This window comes from Campylobacter suis (assembly GCF_905120475.1).
Lineage (GTDB): Bacteria > Campylobacterota > Campylobacteria > Campylobacterales > Campylobacteraceae > Campylobacter_A > Campylobacter_A suis.
The window spans coordinates 1-15,880 of record NZ_CAJHOE010000004.1; the positions used below are offsets into that span (position 1 = coordinate 1).

A 15,880-nucleotide genomic window follows, 5' to 3' on the forward strand; every position below is an offset into this window, starting at 1 on the left:
TATATTATCAAAACTAAGACAAGCAAACTAATATAAATTCTGCTATACTCTTGCTAGGAGCATAATGATGAAAAGATTGTTTAGCTATAGCAAGAGTGTGGATTTTAAGTTGTATGTTGTTATCATCCTAGCTAGCCTGCTGTTTTTAGTTTTTGGTGTGAAATTTTATCACGAAGTTAAAACTCAACTTGTAAATTTATCCGATGTTAATAAAATCACAACAGCACAAAATATCGTAAAGTCTTTTGATGCATGGATAAATGAACGTACAAATGCACTAAGCGTAATCTCTAAAATTATAGAAAACTCATATTTGTTAGATGATGAAAATGAGTTAAATTCCATTTTAAAAACTATGCTCGTGGTTTCTAAAAATTTTGATATGGTTCAGATTTTAAAAAATGATGGTGAAATTTATGTAAATGGTGAACGCTATAAAGATGAGTCTGTCGTTCCAAAATCAGAGCGAACAAACCTTCTTTGGTATATACAAACCATTCAAACAAATGCTCCCACTATAAACTATATGCCAAATCACACCATCTTAAAAGTCCCAACGCTCAATATCTGCGTGCCAAACCATAAAAACTCAGATGTCGTGGCTGTGCTTTGTGGAGTTGTAAAGCTTGAAGATATTTTTACAAACATTAAAAATTTTGAGCTAGCGCAAAATGTCTATGCTTTTTTACTAACGCACAACGGCGAAATTTTAACCAAAATGGATAATGAAGATACTAAAAATAAGATAGAATACCGCACAAAGGAGATGTTTTTAAACCAAAGCGATGTAAGTGGCTTTACTATAGATAGTAGTTTTATCTCGCTTTCTGAGATACCAGACCTTAACTGGTACATCGGTGTTGGTGCGTCTGAGTCAAGACAGATGAGTGAAATTTTAGCCTTTGCCCAGAAAAACTCACTAACTTTGCTTAGTGCTTTTATCTTGCTCATTTTATTTGCAAATTTTTTGCATAACTATATGTATAAAAGGGTTAGGGATAAAAACCGTGAGTATGAAATTTTACTAGAGCACAAAGCTAAAATGGCAGAAACAGGCGAGCTGATAGCAGGCATAAACCATCAGTTTATCCAGCCTGTAAACTCACTAAATATCATGATCTCATCGCTTTTAATGCTAGAACAAGAGGGAAATTTGGACAAAACAATGTTGCGTGAAATTTTACGAAGTGGCGAAGGCTCTGTAAAAATGCTTAAGGACACGATAGAGATATTTAGAAATTTTTATAAAACTAGCGAAAATATCGATAGCTTTAGCCTAAAGCAAAGCATAAAAAACCTACTCATGCTTATGCACACGGAGCTTAGCCGAGCAAATGTAAGTGTTGTCGTAACAGAGTTTGATGATGTACTTCTTAGACAAAAGGATAATATAATCCAGCAAATTTTGCTTATACTTATTCATAACGCAAAAGATGCTGTCGTTGAAAGATATGCTGATGACATCACAAAAAGGCAAATCATCTTAGATGCAAAGATCGATGAAATGCAGTGTAGAATTTGCGTCATTGAAAGCGGCATAGGAGTTAGTAAAGGTATGGTTGATAAAATCTTTAACGCACCAAAAACTACGAAAAAAACGGGTAATGGCATAGGGCTTTACTTTGGCAAAAAACTAGCAAATGAAAAAATAAACGGCGATATAGTCTTAAAACAAATGGCAAACCCAACTATCTTTGAGCTAAGCTTTCAAAGAAATTTAGAAAATTTGATATAAGTTAAAGGATAAAAATGCAAGCTGATACGCTAAAATTACTCTCAAATACAAGTGTGCTAATCGTTGAAGATGATACTATGGCGCGCACTTTGATACAAAATGCGCTAAAGCCTTACTGCAAGGCTGTTTTTGTCGCAGGCGATGGATATGAGGGTGTGGATAGTTTTTCAAAAATACCCCAGATGTTATACTCACAGATATTCACATGCCTATGATGAATGGCTTTGAGATGATGAAAAATATCCTAGCCATAAAGCCTCATCAAAAATTTATCGTCTTTACAAGTTTTGATACTGACAACAACTTACTAAAAAGCATAGAAGCAGGAGCTGCGATGTTTCTTAAAAAGCCTATCGATATGCAAGTGCTTCGCTCCATGCTACTAACCCTTAGCGCAAAAAGCGAGGAAAAATTAATTAAAATAGATGAAAATTTAAGTATAAATTTGCAAAAAGAGAGAATTTTTAAAAACGGAAATGAAGTTTATCTAACTTTTTTACAAAATAAACTTTTTTGGCTCTTTGCCTACAACCTAAACAAGCTAGTAAGTTATGAGATGATAAGCGAGTATGTCTATGAAAACGAACCTGTTAGCAAAAGTGCTATACAAAATGTCATCTTGCGGCTTAAAAAAGAGCTTGGTATAAAGATAAAAAATATCTCAGAAGCAGGGTATATGCTAACTTCGGTAGAGTAATCAAACAAAACATAAAATTTACTAAAATTTTCACACTAATTTTATACTTCGTTGCTATAATGCTACAAAACTTTTCAAAGGAGAAAAAATGAAAAAGATCGTTTTAGTAGCACTTGGTGCTTTGGTTATGAGTGGAGTTGCTTTTGCTGATATGTCTAAGGGTGAGATGAAAACCCAGATGAAAGAGAAGATGGATATGATGCAAAATGATATGGACATGAAAAAGGATGAGATGAAAAAAGACATGGATATGAAAAAGGATGAGATGAAAAAAGACATGGATATGAAAAAGGATGAGATGAAAAAAGATATGGATATGAAGAAAGACGAGATGAAAGGCGAAATGAAAAAGGCTATGTAGTGAAAATTTTACTCATAGAAGACGATGAGATACTGCTTGAGCTTACACAAGAGTATCTTAGCGAAAATGGCTATGACATAAGCACTGCAACCGATGTAAATAGTGCCTTAGATCTAGCATATGAGCAAAAATTTGACCTTTTTATCATAGATGTAAAACTACCAAAAGGCGATGGGTTTTCTTTATTAAAAACCCTAAGAACAGCCGGTGTCAGCACGACGGCTATCTTTACAACCTAGCTAAGCACTCTTGATGATGTTGAGTGTGGATATGAGAGCGGTTGTGATGATTATCTAAAAAAACCATACGAGCTAAAAGAGCTTTTGCTTCGCATAAAAACCTTAACAAAACGCACCTTTTTGCATACAAATGATGAGTTTATAGACATCGGCAATGGATATAAGTTTTATCCGCAAAGCAAAGCCCTTAAAAAAGATGATGAAAATGTAAATATCTGCAACAAGGAGACCGAACTTTTACTATATTTTTTACAAAATAAAAACAAACTTCTAAGCAAAAATGAAATTTTAAACCACATATATAACTATGACGAAGAGCCTAGCGAGCTTAGTTTGCGTGTATATATAAAAAATTTACGCAAAATTTTAGGCAAAGAAAGTATCATAAACAAGCGAGGAGACGGCTATTTATATATCTGAAAAAATGCTGTAATATTTAAAATTTTATCGGTTTATCTTGTTAGCACACTTTTGTTTTTGGCTTATTTTTTCAATGATGAGTACTTAAATAAAAAGCAGATGATTATCAGTGAAGAGGTTAAAAATTTAAAAGAGATAAAAATGGGTGTGTATATGAAAGCTACTATGAATAGCTTTGAAGATGTTGAAATTTACGCATCGCAAAAAGGCGTAAATCTTTGCATAATCTCTGAAAATAACCAAACGCTTTATCAAAATAGCACTTGTGATCTACCAAAAGAGAGTATATTTTTAAGTGATGATAGGGTGGGAATTTATGAAAATATACAAAATATGCAAGGCGAAACTAGCGAGCTTGCTAAGGCTAGGATCATAATCCTTGGCAAAGATATAAAAAGCGAACTTTTTGCGTTAAAAGCTAAAATTTTTGGTGAAATTTTAGCCATTTTGTTAGCTATGCTTGCAGTTGCATTTGTGCTGACAAGGCTTGCTTTAAAGCCACTTTATGAAAAGATAAAAACACTAAATAACTTCATAAAAGACGCGACGCATGAGATAAATACCCCGCTTAGTATAGTGCTTATGAGTACCGAAACGATGGATGAATCAACCCTAAATAAGCGCAATTTAAACCGTGTAAATAATATAAATTTAGCCGCAAAAAGCCTGCATAATGTCTATGAAGACCTGCTTTATCTAAATTTCAAGCCAAGCATGCGAAAAAGCGTAACGATAGACTTTAAAACGCTACTTAACGAGCGCATAGAGTACTTTGGAATTTTTTTCGAAAAAAGAGCTTTAAATGTGAGTAAAAATTTACAAAATGCTACGATAAAAGCTAGTGAGCCAGAGCTTATACGCATAGTGATAACTTACTAACAAACGCCATAAAATACACAAACAAAGGTGGCTATATAAATATAAAACTCACATCAAGCTCGCTTTGCATTACAAACTCAGGCGAAGGCATGAGTAAGGAACAAATAGCTAAAATTTTTGACAGATATACAAGATTTAACGCAAATCAAGGCGGATTTGGCATAGGGCTAAGCGTAGTAAAAGAGTGTTGTAAAAACAACGATATAAACATACAGTGTCAAAGCTCACCAAACTCAGATACTACATTTATGCTAAGTTGGAAGTAAATTTATAATACACTTAATAAAAAACCAAAAATGCCAATAGTAAAAAATCATATTTAAAATATAAAATTTAATATAGATAGTTTTATTTAAATTTAAAAAATTTAACATATAATGTTGCTATAATTTTTGCGCAAAAGTGCAAAATAGGGGAAAATGATGCTAATAGACGGACATGGTAGAGTTGTTGATTATTTGCGTATTTCAGTAACGCAGCGATGTAACTTTCGCTGTCGATACTGCATGCCAACAACACCCTTTAGCTGGACTCCAAAGGAGAATTTGCTAAGCTTTGAGGAGCTATTTTTGTTTATCAAGGTGGCTATCGATGAGGGTGTAAAAAAGATTCGCATTACTGGCGGTGAGCCGTTAGTTCGTAAAGATCTTGATAAATTTATAGGTATGATAAGTGAGTACAAGCCAGACATTGATCTTGCGATAACCACAAATGGCTTTATGTTGCGCCATTATGCAAAAAGATTAAAAGAGGCTGGGCTAAAGCGCATAAATATGTCGCTTGATACGCTTGATAGCAAAAAGGCTGAATTTATCGCTCAAAAAGGTGTTTTGCACGAAGTTTTGGCTGGTTTTGACGCTGCGCTTGAGGCTGGATTAAAAGTAAAGCTAAACACAGTTGCTTTAAAGGGCATAAATGACGACGAGATAGTGAGTTTACTAGAGTTTGCGCGTGCAAATAACAGTCAAATTCGCTATATCGAATATATGGAAAACACGCACGCCAAAGATGACTTAAAAGGATTAAAGGCTGCTGAAATTTTAGATATCATCGGTAAAAAATATCACTTTGAGCAAGCTGAAAAGCTACCAAGTGCTCCAGCATCGCTGTTTAAGCTAGATGATGGATACACTTTTGGTATCATTGATCCGCATAAGCATGACTTTTGTGAGAGCTGTAACCGCATACGCTTAACTGCCGAGGGCTTTTTGATACCTTGTTTGTATTTTGAAGATGCGATGAGCATAAAAGAGGCTGTTCAGCGTGGAGATATAGTGGCTGCGAGTGAAATTTTACGCAAGGTATTAGCCAATAAACCAGAGAAAAATAAGTGGGAGATCGGTGAGCAAAGTGAGATCTCAACGCGTGCATTTTATCAGACAGGTGGTTGATGGCGCTTAGGCTGGTAGAGAGTTTTTTAAGTATTCAAGGCGAGGGTAAATATCAAGGAAGGCTTGCTGTTTTTTTACGCTTTTTTGGGTGTAACTTACGCTGTGAGGGTTTTGGCGTGAGTGCTATCTCCCCAAAAACTGGGGAGAGGATAGTTGGCTGCGATACCATTAGGGCTGTTTCAAGCCATTTTGACGCACCAGCTATAAAAAATGCTAATGAACTCATCTTGATAGTCCGAAATTTAGAGGCAAATTTGGCACAAAAACCTATCGTTGTTATAACTGGTGGAGAGCCTCTTTTACATTATAAAGAGCCTGTATTTTTAGAGTTTTTGGAACAAATTTTGCTCACAAATGATGTGCATTTTGAAACAAATGGCACAATTTTAGTTGATTTTGAAAAATTTCCACTATATAAAAAGTGTTATTTTGCTATTAGCGTAAAGCTAGAAAACAGCGCAGAGAGCGAGCAAAAGCGCATAAATGCAGTTGCTTTAAACGCTATAAAAGCTCACGCAAAAGACAGCTTTTATAAATTTGTCCTTTGCGCAAAAGACAGTGAAAAAACACAGATAGATAAAATTCTAGCCATTTGTAAAAATGAAGTTTGGTGTATGCCAATGGGTGCAGATAAGAATGAGCTAGTAAAAAATGCCATAAGTGTTGCAAATTTTGCCATAAAACATGGGTATAACTACTCAGAGCGCGTTCATATCAGGCTTTGGGACAAAAAAGAGGGTGTATGATAATTAGGAAGATGTTTAAATTTGAAAATGCTCATATAGTGCGGTTTTGTAGTTCAAAACGCTGCAGAACAAGCATACATGGACACAGTTATAGAGCTGAAATTTTACTTAGTTCAAATTTTTTAGATAACGCTGGTATGGTTTATGACTTTGGTTTAATGAAAAAAAATATTAAAACTATAATTGATAGCTTTGATCATGCGACGACTATATTTTCAGGTGATAGCGATGAGTACAAAAATGATCTAAAGCGCCACTCTGAGCGTTGGATAGAGGTTTCGCAAAATCCATCTGCAGAGCAGTTTTGTCGGATATTTTTTGTCATCATCGATAAGCTTTTAAAAATTTCTGTTATGCAAAATGGCGAAAAAGATGTCAAAATCCATAGCGTTATCGTGCATGAAACAGACACCGGATATGCTCAGTGCTTTCAAGAAGACGCTTATAATAAGCAAATGGGTGAGATAAAGCTAGACGAGATTATCTTTTCGCAAGCGATTATCGATGAGTGGGAAGATAAAGAACTTTTTGAAAAAATAAAGAAAAAACAAGCTATTATAAATGAAAAGGATGTTTAAAATGGGTAAAATTTTAGCCTTATTTTGTGCGCTCATACTATTTTTGGGCTGCTCTAATGATGATATAAACGATCAAGAAGCGCAAAAACAAACTGAAGAAATTCCAGCCGATGTTAATATCTCGCAAAGCGAAACAAATATCACAATAGATGAAAATTTACCGCCAGAGCCGGTAGTGGAGGCGCCGTGAACGAGTCATTAGTATCACTTTTTACATATACTTTACCATATCACAAAGGCTTTATGCATGGCATTTTGTTACTTTTGTTAGTTTGGCTTGGGCTCACCTTTTTTGGGGTACAAAATAAGACTTATGCGTTGCGCATACGATACTTTTTGCCGATATATCATAGCTTTTTAGCGGGGATTATTTTTACTGGGTTTTTACTACTTTCAGTCTTTAACTTTGTGCCTAGTTTGCATGTTGTGAGTATGATTTTGTGTTCAGTTGCACTTATTGGACTAAGTGCTGTATCTTTTAAACGCTTAAAGCGTTGTATACCTAGCCAAAATTTTACAGATTATCGTAATTTTGCCTTAAAAAGCATAGTTATTAGCATTTTGCTTGTTTTGGTGGTAGGATTTGTATGAAATTTTTATTTGAGCCAGACGCTGGCAAAGAGCTTCTAGAGCTTGTAAACGAGCCATTTTTGCACCTTAAGGCTAGGCGCTTACAGGCTGGACAAAGGCTTGAGTTAAGAAATTTAAAAGATAAAAAAGCGTACTTGTATGAGATTATCTCTTTTGGGCGCAGAAGTGCTACTTTAGAGCTTATTTTTAGCTCAATAAATGAAACAAAAACTTATCCATTAGCACTTGCCTGGGCGGTGGTTGATCCAAAAATCATCGAAAAAACTTTGCCATTTTTGAGTGAGCTCGGGGTTGGTAAGATCATTTTTGTTTATACAAAATTTTCTCAGGCAAATTTTAAGCTTGATGTGGAGCGTTTTGAGCGTATCTGTGCACTTTCTTGCGAACAGTCTGGCAGAGAGAGCTTGATAGAGTTTGAGATTTTTAAAACTTTGGATGATTTTTTGAAAACATATAAAGATGTTGCGCTTGTCAATTTTGGCGGAAAAAGCTTTGAAAACTATAAAAATGAACTTCTTTTTATTGGTCCAGAAGGTGGTTTTAGTGCCGATGAGGTGGCAAAATTTAGCTCTTCTTACGCTCCAATGAGTAAGGATATATTGCGCTCGCAAACAGCTATAGTAGCAACGGCAGCTAAGCTAGCTTTCTAAGCTTAAATTCAAACAACTTTTTGTATAATCACGGCTTACTTAAACTTAAAGATTACAAAATTTAAAGATTTTTAAAGGGAAAATTATGAAAAAAGAGATCCATCCTAGCTATGTTGAAGCTACTGTTACTTGTGCTTGTGGCAACACTTTTAAGACAAAGTCAAACAAAAGCGAGATTAGAGTTGATATTTGCTCTGAATGCCATCCATTTTTTACAGGTAGCGAGAAGATAGTTGATAGTGCTGGTCGCGTAGAGAAATTTAAGAAAAAATACGCTCTAAAATAAGCCTTGATCTATTTTGTTCCTACTCCGATAGGAAATTTAAAAGATATTTCGCTCCACGCACTTGATGTTTTGCGTGGTTGCGAGAGTATCATTTGTGAAGATACTAGACTTTCAAAATTACTTATAAATCTACTAAATGACCGATTTGATGCGGGCATTAATATCCGAAATTTCTACTCTTTGCACACTCATAATGAGCAGGATTTTTTTGCAAATTTAGATATTAAAATTTTTGACAAAGATGTTGCTTTTGTTAGTGATGCTGGCATGCCAGGCATTAGCGATCCTGGTGTTTCTCTTGTTCGTTATGCGCAGCAAAATGATATAAAATATGAAGTCCTTTCTGGCTCATCTGCCTCACTTCTTGCTTTGGTTGCAAGTGGATTGGTTGATAAGGAGTTTATATTTTTGGGCTTTTTACCAAATACTGGTAAAGAGCGTGCTCAAGCTATTCAAAATGCTTTAAACTTGGCGTATCCAGCTATAATTTATGAGAGTCCAAAGCGAATTTTAGCCCTTGTTGAAAGTATCGAAAAATTTGATGAAAATAGAGAGATCTTTTTGATAAAAGAGGCAACAAAAAAATTTGAAACAAAATTTAGAGCAAGTGCTAAAAAAATGGTTGAAATTTTATCTTGTGCAAATTTAAATGGCGAGTGGTGTGTAGTAGTTAATAAAAGCAAAAATGTATCAACTGAAACAATTGGCATTAACGATATAAAAGATCTTGATATTGCCCCAAAAATCAAAGCAAAACTACTTGCCAAGATTAGTGGTGAAAGCGCCAAAAAAATCTATGAAAATTTAATCTCACAAAAATCCTAAAACTACACATAATATAAAAATTTTTATAAAAAATAAGTAAATTTTTACTTGATTTTAGCTATCATCTCACGCATGATAATATATGGAAAACAGCTATTTTTACACATTTTAACCAACCATGCTGACAAGATCGAGGAAGTTTATCTTGCCAAAGAGTGTGATAAGCCACTTTTTTCTAAAATTTGTGGAACAGGTGCAACGATAAAGCGGGTTGATAACCAAAAGGCGCAGTCTATGGCACATGGTGGCAACCATCAAGGTTTTTTAGCCAAGGTTGCAGAGTATGAGTTTGCCACATTTTCGCAGGTGAAAAAACTTGATCGTATCGCTGTATTTTACGGTATTAGCGATGTTGGAAACATCGGAGCTATGGTGCGTTCGGCTTACGCGCTTGGTGTTGAGGGTGTTGTTGTGGTTACTAAAAATATAAATATAGAGGGTGTGCTTCGTGCCAGTAGTGGGGCTGCATACGAGCTTCCTATAGTGCTTTTTGAGGACGGACTAACGCTTATAAATGAGCTAAAGCAAGCTGGTTTTTGCACCTATGCAACAGCTAGTGGTGGGAAAAATGTCAGTGAAATAAAATTTAAAAGTCGTACCGCCTTAATAATGGGCAGTGAAGGCGATGGGATACCAAAAAAAGCAGTCGCAAAATGCGATGAGTGCGTTGGTATAAGCCTGAAAAATGGTTGGGATTCACTAAATGTAAGTGCTGCATTTGCGATAATTTGTGATAGGATGATCAATGAATGAACTTGGAATTTTAAAAGATGTTGGACTAAAAGAGGTTGCGAGAAAGACGCATATTGAGCCTGATTTTTTGCAGGCTATCATCGAAAAGGACTTTGAAAAGCTTTCAAGGCTAAATGTTGCTGGCTATATCAAAATTTTACAGCGCGAGTATGGCATTAGTCTTGATGAGTGGCTTGCCGAGTTTGATGAGTACAAAAAGCAGCACAATATAGACAATAAAAAACCAAAAGTAAGCCCAAAAATTCCTGCCTATACAGCCACTGATGTTCCGACAAAAAGTGTTAGTGGAGGCTCTTTGGGTTGGATATTGTGGCTTTTGATTTTAGCGCTGTTTTTGGGTGTCGCATACTATTTTGACGCACATAAATATATAGAAAAATTACCACAAATGCTAGAGGATAAAAACGAAAGTGCGAGCTACACAAGCGCAACAGTTGTGCAAGAAGTTAAGAAAAACATGAATATTATCGAAGAAAATACAACAACTGTTATCATCCCAAAAGATGAAAACACTAGCATGAAAATCTCTCTTAACCAAAATTTAAGTGATGAAAATACAACTACTAGCAGTGAAAAAAATACAACTATAACGCCAGTTATCGCCCCAAAAATAGATGAAAATAAGACCGAAACAACTGAGATTATCGAGCCAAAAGCGGTAAAAAAGAGTGAGAACAATGTCACTAGCACAGTTGGCTCTGATGTCGGGGTTGCTATATTAAAAACTGATAGCGCGGTCTTTGTTCCAAAGGCAAAAATTTGGTATGGAGTTATCGAGCTTGCAAGTGGAAAGAAATTTTCAAGGACATCTGACGAGCCTCTTGATGTTGATATGCATTCAGAACTTTTAATAGTCTTTGGAAATGGAAATATAGAACTTCGGACAAAAAATGAAACTAAAAAATTTGATCCAGGTCGTGCGGCTAGGTTTTTAGTGACTGGTGGAGAGATAAGGTCAGTTAGCTATGATGAGTTTGTAAAACTAAACAAAGGAAAGTCGTGGTAAGCGACTTTTTAAAAATTTAAAGGCTCAAAAATGTTTGATGAAATTCGTTTTAATACGATTGAGAGATTGCCAAATTATGTATTTGCCGAAGTTAATGCCATAAAAATGGCTGCACGAAGGGCTGGTGAGGATATTATTGACTTTTCGATGGGAAACCCAGAAGGTCGAACTCCGCAGCATATCGTAGATAAGCTTTGCGAAAGCGCACAAAAGGATAAAACGCACGGCTACTCGGCAAGTGCTGGAATTTACAAGCTGCGCCTTGCTATTTGCAACTGGTACAAAAGAAAATATGGTGTAAATTTAGACCCCGAAACAGAGGCTGTGGCTGTAATGGGGAGTAAAGAGGGCTTTGTGCATCTAGCCCAAGCTGTTGTTAATCCGGGCGATGTAGCAGTCGTGCCAGATCCCGCATATCCAATACATACGCAAGCGTTTTTATTTGCTGGCGGAAGTGTTGCTAAAATGCCACTAAAATATAATGAAAAATTTGAGTTAGATGAAAATAAATTTTTTGAAGATTTAGAGCACACTATACACGCAAGCTCGCCACGACCAAAATATGTCGTGGTAAATTTCCCACACAACCCAACAACCGTAACCGTGCAAAAGAGCTTTTATGAGCGACTGGTGGCGATGTCAAAACAAGAGAGATTTTACATCATCTCAGATATTGCTTATGCCGATCTTACCTTTGATGGCTATAAAACTCCAAGTATTTTTGAAGTTGAGGGTGCAAAAGATGTTGCTGTTGAGTGTTATACGCTTTCAAAAAGCTATAACATGGCTGGCTGGCGTGTCGGCTTTATGTGCGGAAATAAACGCCTTTGTGCCGCACTTAAAAAGATAAAATCATGGGTTGATTATGGTATGTTTACGCCGATTCAAGTATCAGCCACAATAGCACTTGATGGCGATCAAAGCTGTGTAGATGAGATCTGTAAAATTTATGAAAAACGCAGAGATGTAATGCTTGAAGCCTTTGAAAATGCTGGCTGGAAGATGAATAAACCAAGTTCTAGTATGTTTATCTGGGCAAAACTACCAGCAAATTTCTCACATATGGGAAGTTTAGAGTTTTCAAAACAGCTTTTAACAAAAGCCCAAGTGGCGGTTAGCCCAGGTATTGGCTTTGGCGAGGGCGGGAATGACTATGTGCGTTTTGCACTTATAGAAAATGAAAATCGCATACGCCAAGCAGCAAGAAATGTAAAGAAATTTTTAAAAGAGGCACAATGAGAGTTGCTATTTTAGGTGTTGGTACGGTTGGCGAGCAGGTTGCTAAAATTTTATCGCAAAATGCCGAGCTAATATCAGCCAGAAGCGGTAAAAACATAGTTCCAGTTGTTGGAGTGGTTAGGGATTTAAGCAAAAAGCGTGATGTTTGTTTTGAACTCACAACAGATCTTGATGGTGTCTTAGAGCGTGATGATGTTGATGTTTTTATCGAGCTTATGGGCGGGGTCGATGAGCCTTATCACCTTGTAAAAGAAATTTTAAAACGCAAAAAAGCTGTCGTAACGGCAAATAAAGCACTTTTAGCCTATCATCGTTATGAACTTGAAAGCATAGCAAACGGCACACCTTTTGGTTTTGAGGCAAGTGTGGCAGGGGGAATTCCTATCATCAAAACCCTTAGAGAAGGGCTTAGTGCAAACGATATGCAAAGCATAAAAGGCATAATGAACGGCACTTGCAACTATATCTTAACTTCGATGATGAAAGATGGTGCGGAGTTTAACGATGCCTTAAAAAAGGCACAAGAGTTAGGCTACGCAGAAGCTGATCCAACCTTTGATATAGGTGGGTTTGATGCTGCACATAAGTTACTTATACTTGCTAGTATAGCTTATGGCATAAACGCTCGCCCAGAGGATATTTTGATAGAGGGTATTGAGCGTATAAATACGGCTGATATTTACTTTGTAAATGATTTTGACTATACCATAAAACTGCTAGGCATAGCCAAAAAAACCACTCGCGGCATAGAGCTAAGAGTGCATCCAACTCTTGTACCAAAATATAAAATGCTTGCAAAAGTTGATGGCGTGATGAATGCTATAAGTGTGGTCGGCGATGCGGTGGGCGAGACTATGTATTATGGTGCTGGAGCTGGTGGTGCGGCTACGGCAAGTGCTGTCATAAGCGATCTAATAGACATCGCAAGAGAGCAAAACTCACCAATGCTAGGCTATAAAAATCAAAACACACTAAGTGGGCTTAAAATTTTGGATAAAGATGAAATTTTAACGCATTATTATATAAGATTAAAAGTACAAGATAAGCTCGGAGTTTTGGCATCCATCACAAATTTAATGAGTCAAAATAACATATCAATCGACAGCTTTTTGCAAAAGCCAAATTTTGATGATGGCGATATGACTACTTTGTTTTTTACCACTCATACAAGCCGCGAAGCAGATGTGCAGAAATTTTTAAAGCTAGTTAAAAACGAAAGTTTTGTAAAAGATGAGCCATTTATGATGAGGATAGAGGAGTAGTGGGGCTAAAAGAGTATATCTTTGGCTTTGATAGTGAGAGTAAGGCTTGTAAGTTTTTAATCCAAAATGGCTGTGAGATAATAGCAAGAAATTTTAGCTCACGCCACGGAGAGATTGATATAATCGCAAAAAAGGATAGCATTTTGCACTTTGTGGAAGTTAAATCAACAACTGGCAAATATGAAGCCATTTATCGTTTAACTCCGCAAAAATACACTAAAATTTTAAAAACAATTGAGTTTTATTTGCTAAAAAATGGTGTAAATTTTGACTTTCAAATTGATTTGATAACAATAGAAAAAGATAAGATTAGTTGGATAGAAAATATTAGTTTGTAAAAATTATTATTTAGATTAAATTTAAAATTTTTAATGTATAATAACCACAATTTTAAAATTAAGGAGAAAATATGGGAAAATATATCGAACTAACATCAGTAAATTTTGATGTTGCAAAAGAGGGTGTAGCTCTTGTTGATTTTTGGGCACCTTGGTGCGGACCATGCCGTATGCTTGCGCCAGTTATTGATGAGCTTGCGGAAGAATTTGAAGGCAAAGCAAAAATTTGCAAAGTAAATACTGATGAGGTTCAAGACCTAGCTGTTGAGTTTGGCATCCGTTCTATACCAACTATACTATTTTTTAAAAATGGTGAGGTTGTTGAGCAGATGGTAGGTGCACAGTCAAAACAAGCATTAAAAGATAAGCTAAACTCACTTCTTTAATGGGGCAAAAGCGAGGAGGAAGCTTACTTCCTCTGACTTATATCTTTGGTTCATTTATTGGTGCGGCTATGATCGCGGTCGTTTTTGCATATAATAATTATCGTTTTTCAAGATATAAATTTGTTGATTTTTCCAACATTATCCTATATAAAAAAAGCGATATTTTTGAGCCTAGTGCAGAGAAATATCTTCTTGTGGTTTATAGCTCAAACCAAAACTCTCAGGATCAAATTTTCTCTAATATTAGCACAGATTTACCTATCGTTGCTGTTGATATTATGCAAAAACGAGCCGAAAGCAACGCAAGTGTGAGTTTTGTTAGCTCCGATATAAATACGATCTTAAAGCTTATGAATACACTGAATATCACTCAGCTTCCAAGCTCAGTTGAGCTAGTGCAAAATAGTGATAAAATTTATAAGCAAGACTCAGCAATAAATAAATTTTAAAGGAAAAACTATGTTAGATTTAGCGATTATTGGTGGAGGTCCAGCTGGTCTTAGTGCAGGACTTTATGCTACTCGTGGTGGACTTAAAAATGTTGTTATGTTTGAGCAAGGCGAACCTGGTGGACAGATAACTGGCAGCTCTGAGATTGAAAACTATCCAGGCCAAAAAAACCCTGGCGAGAGTGGGTTTGACTTTATGAGTACTTGGTGGGCACAGTGTAGTCATTTTGGTTTAGAGCATAAATGGGGTACAGTCGAGCAAATAACCCAAAATCCCGATAAGACATTTAGCATAAAACTTGTTGGTGGCGAAATTTCACAGGCAAAAGCTGTGATCGTCTGCACTGGCTCGGTTCCGCGCCGTGCTGGCTTTGAGGGCGAGAATAAGTACTTTGGTCGCGGTGTTAGTACTTGCGCGACTTGCGATGGCTTTTTTTATAAAAACAAAGAAGTAGCAGTGCTTGGCGGTGGCGATACTGCGATAGAAGAGGCGATATATCTAGCAAATATTTGCTCAAAAGTCTATCTTATCCACCGCAGAGAGGGATTTCGCGCGGCCCCTGTCACGCTTGAAAAAGCTCGTAACAACGAAAAGATCGAGTTTATCACAAGCGCAACTATAAAAGAAGCATACGGCGATAACTCAGGGCTAAATGGATTAAAGCTAAACACGCCAAACGGCGAGCGTGACCTTGTGGTGCCGGGTGTATTTACCTTCGTTGGTCTTGATGTTAGAAATGAAATTTTAAAGCAAGATGACGGCAAGTTTTTATGCGATATGACTGATGGCGGACAAGTAAAGGTCGATCTTAAGATGAATACAAATGTCGCTGGTCTTTTTGCGGCGGGCGATTTGCGCCAAGATGCTCCAAAGCAAGTGGTCTCAGCAGCAGCTGACGGCGCAGTAGCTGCACTTTCAGCACTTAGCTATATCGAGAGCTTACACTAAAATTTAGCCCACTTTAGGGCTAAATTTCTTCAATGATATTTATGAAAAACCACTTTTTAAGACAAGAAATTTTACTGAAATTTTGCAAAATAAATCGCGA

22 protein-coding genes and 1 pseudogene are annotated in these 15,880 nt (G+C 36.3%); all 23 read left to right on the top strand.

What is annotated here, in order from left to right; translation table 11 throughout:
• Positions 1 to 64: 64 nt before the first annotated feature.
• The 23 genes and pseudogenes from LQV35_RS07005 (at position 65) to LQV35_RS07110 (ending at position 15,780) form a co-directional block, all read left to right on the top strand.
• Positions 65 to 1,735 carry a sensor histidine kinase gene (locus LQV35_RS07005; RefSeq protein ID WP_230057162.1) on the top strand — a complete coding sequence of 557 codons (1,671 nt, stop codon included), beginning with the start codon at positions 65 to 67 and terminating at the stop codon, positions 1,733 to 1,735.
• Between the two features lie 14 nt (positions 1,736 to 1,749).
• Positions 1,750 to 1,950, top strand: a complete 201-nt coding sequence (locus LQV35_RS09135; RefSeq protein WP_336245999.1) for a hypothetical protein — start codon at positions 1,750 to 1,752, stop codon at positions 1,948 to 1,950.
• A gap of 14 nt (positions 1,951 to 1,964) precedes the next feature.
• Complete coding sequence (locus LQV35_RS07010; protein WP_336246000.1) at positions 1,965 to 2,432, top strand: winged helix-turn-helix domain-containing protein; 468 nt, start codon at positions 1,965 to 1,967, stop codon at positions 2,430 to 2,432.
• 88 nt (positions 2,433 to 2,520) lie between these two features.
• On the top strand, positions 2,521 to 2,793 hold the full coding sequence (locus LQV35_RS07015; RefSeq protein WP_230057163.1) for a hypothetical protein: 273 nt from the start codon (positions 2,521 to 2,523) through the stop codon (positions 2,791 to 2,793).
• A pseudogene (locus tag LQV35_RS07020) lies at positions 2,793 to 3,452 on the top strand (response regulator transcription factor). Before LQV35_RS07015 ends, LQV35_RS07020 begins: the two are co-directional and overlap by 1 nt.
• Before the next feature lie 57 nt (positions 3,453 to 3,509).
• Positions 3,510 to 4,331: a histidine kinase dimerization/phospho-acceptor domain-containing protein gene (locus LQV35_RS07025; protein WP_230057164.1), complete on the top strand. Its 822-nt coding sequence runs from the start codon at positions 3,510 to 3,512 to the stop codon at positions 4,329 to 4,331.
• A 41-nt stretch (positions 4,332 to 4,372) separates the two neighbouring features.
• Entirely contained in the window at positions 4,373 to 4,597 is a 225-nt protein-coding gene (locus LQV35_RS07030) for a sensor histidine kinase (protein WP_230057319.1), read from the top strand.
• Between the two features lie 156 nt (positions 4,598 to 4,753).
• Positions 4,754 to 5,722: a GTP 3',8-cyclase MoaA gene (moaA, locus tag LQV35_RS07035; protein WP_230057165.1), complete on the top strand. Its 969-nt coding sequence runs from the start codon at positions 4,754 to 4,756 to the stop codon at positions 5,720 to 5,722.
• Positions 5,722 to 6,468 carry a 7-carboxy-7-deazaguanine synthase QueE gene (locus LQV35_RS07040; RefSeq protein WP_230057166.1) on the top strand — a complete coding sequence of 249 codons (747 nt, stop codon included), beginning with the start codon at positions 5,722 to 5,724 and terminating at the stop codon, positions 6,466 to 6,468. Before moaA ends, LQV35_RS07040 begins: the two co-directional genes overlap by 1 nt.
• Positions 6,465 to 7,046 carry a 6-pyruvoyl trahydropterin synthase family protein gene (locus LQV35_RS07045; protein WP_230057167.1) on the top strand — a complete coding sequence of 194 codons (582 nt, stop codon included), beginning with the start codon at positions 6,465 to 6,467 and terminating at the stop codon, positions 7,044 to 7,046. The genes LQV35_RS07040 and LQV35_RS07045 overlap by 4 nt, the downstream gene beginning before the upstream one ends.
• Position 7,047: 1 nt before the next feature.
• On the top strand, positions 7,048 to 7,236 hold the full coding sequence (locus tag LQV35_RS07050) for a hypothetical protein (RefSeq protein ID WP_230057168.1): 189 nt from the start codon (positions 7,048 to 7,050) through the stop codon (positions 7,234 to 7,236).
• A complete protein-coding gene (locus LQV35_RS07055) occupies positions 7,233 to 7,637 on the top strand; it encodes a hypothetical protein (protein ID WP_230057169.1) in 405 nt (134 codons plus the stop codon). The genes LQV35_RS07050 and LQV35_RS07055 overlap by 4 nt, the downstream gene beginning before the upstream one ends.
• On the top strand, positions 7,634 to 8,287 hold the full coding sequence (locus LQV35_RS07060; RefSeq protein WP_230057170.1) for a 16S rRNA (uracil(1498)-N(3))-methyltransferase: 654 nt from the start codon (positions 7,634 to 7,636) through the stop codon (positions 8,285 to 8,287). Before LQV35_RS07055 ends, LQV35_RS07060 begins: the two co-directional genes overlap by 4 nt.
• Positions 8,288 to 8,372: 85 nt before the next feature.
• The gene (gene rpmE, locus LQV35_RS07065; RefSeq protein ID WP_230057171.1) at positions 8,373 to 8,573 is read left to right on the top strand and encodes a 50S ribosomal protein L31; all 201 of its coding nucleotides are present in this window, start codon (positions 8,373 to 8,375) and stop codon (positions 8,571 to 8,573) included.
• 3 nt (positions 8,574 to 8,576) lie between these two features.
• Positions 8,577 to 9,398, top strand: a complete 822-nt coding sequence (gene rsmI / locus LQV35_RS07070) for a 16S rRNA (cytidine(1402)-2'-O)-methyltransferase (protein WP_230057172.1) — start codon at positions 8,577 to 8,579, stop codon at positions 9,396 to 9,398.
• Between the two features lie 72 nt (positions 9,399 to 9,470).
• The gene (gene rlmB / locus LQV35_RS07075) at positions 9,471 to 10,151 is read left to right on the top strand and encodes a 23S rRNA (guanosine(2251)-2'-O)-methyltransferase RlmB (RefSeq protein ID WP_230057320.1); all 681 of its coding nucleotides are present in this window, start codon (positions 9,471 to 9,473) and stop codon (positions 10,149 to 10,151) included.
• A complete protein-coding gene (locus tag LQV35_RS07080; protein ID WP_230057173.1) occupies positions 10,144 to 11,157 on the top strand; it encodes a helix-turn-helix domain-containing protein in 1,014 nt (337 codons plus the stop codon). Before rlmB ends, LQV35_RS07080 begins: the two co-directional genes overlap by 8 nt.
• Positions 11,158 to 11,187: 30 nt before the next feature.
• Entirely contained in the window at positions 11,188 to 12,396 is a 1,209-nt protein-coding gene (locus LQV35_RS07085) for an LL-diaminopimelate aminotransferase (protein WP_230057174.1), read from the top strand.
• A complete protein-coding gene (locus tag LQV35_RS07090; RefSeq protein ID WP_230057175.1) occupies positions 12,393 to 13,658 on the top strand; it encodes a homoserine dehydrogenase in 1,266 nt (421 codons plus the stop codon). The genes LQV35_RS07085 and LQV35_RS07090 overlap by 4 nt, the downstream gene beginning before the upstream one ends.
• On the top strand, positions 13,658 to 13,996 hold the full coding sequence (locus LQV35_RS07095) for a YraN family protein (protein WP_230057176.1): 339 nt from the start codon (positions 13,658 to 13,660) through the stop codon (positions 13,994 to 13,996). Before LQV35_RS07090 ends, LQV35_RS07095 begins: the two co-directional genes overlap by 1 nt.
• A gap of 71 nt (positions 13,997 to 14,067) precedes the next feature.
• A complete protein-coding gene (gene trxA / locus LQV35_RS07100; RefSeq protein ID WP_230057177.1) occupies positions 14,068 to 14,382 on the top strand; it encodes a thioredoxin in 315 nt (104 codons plus the stop codon).
• A gap of 68 nt (positions 14,383 to 14,450) precedes the next feature.
• On the top strand, positions 14,451 to 14,831 hold the full coding sequence (locus LQV35_RS07105; RefSeq protein WP_230057178.1) for a hypothetical protein: 381 nt from the start codon (positions 14,451 to 14,453) through the stop codon (positions 14,829 to 14,831).
• 10 nt (positions 14,832 to 14,841) lie between these two features.
• The gene (locus LQV35_RS07110) at positions 14,842 to 15,780 is read left to right on the top strand and encodes an NAD(P)/FAD-dependent oxidoreductase (RefSeq protein WP_230057179.1); all 939 of its coding nucleotides are present in this window, start codon (positions 14,842 to 14,844) and stop codon (positions 15,778 to 15,780) included.
• Positions 15,781 to 15,880: the final 100 nt, after the last annotated feature.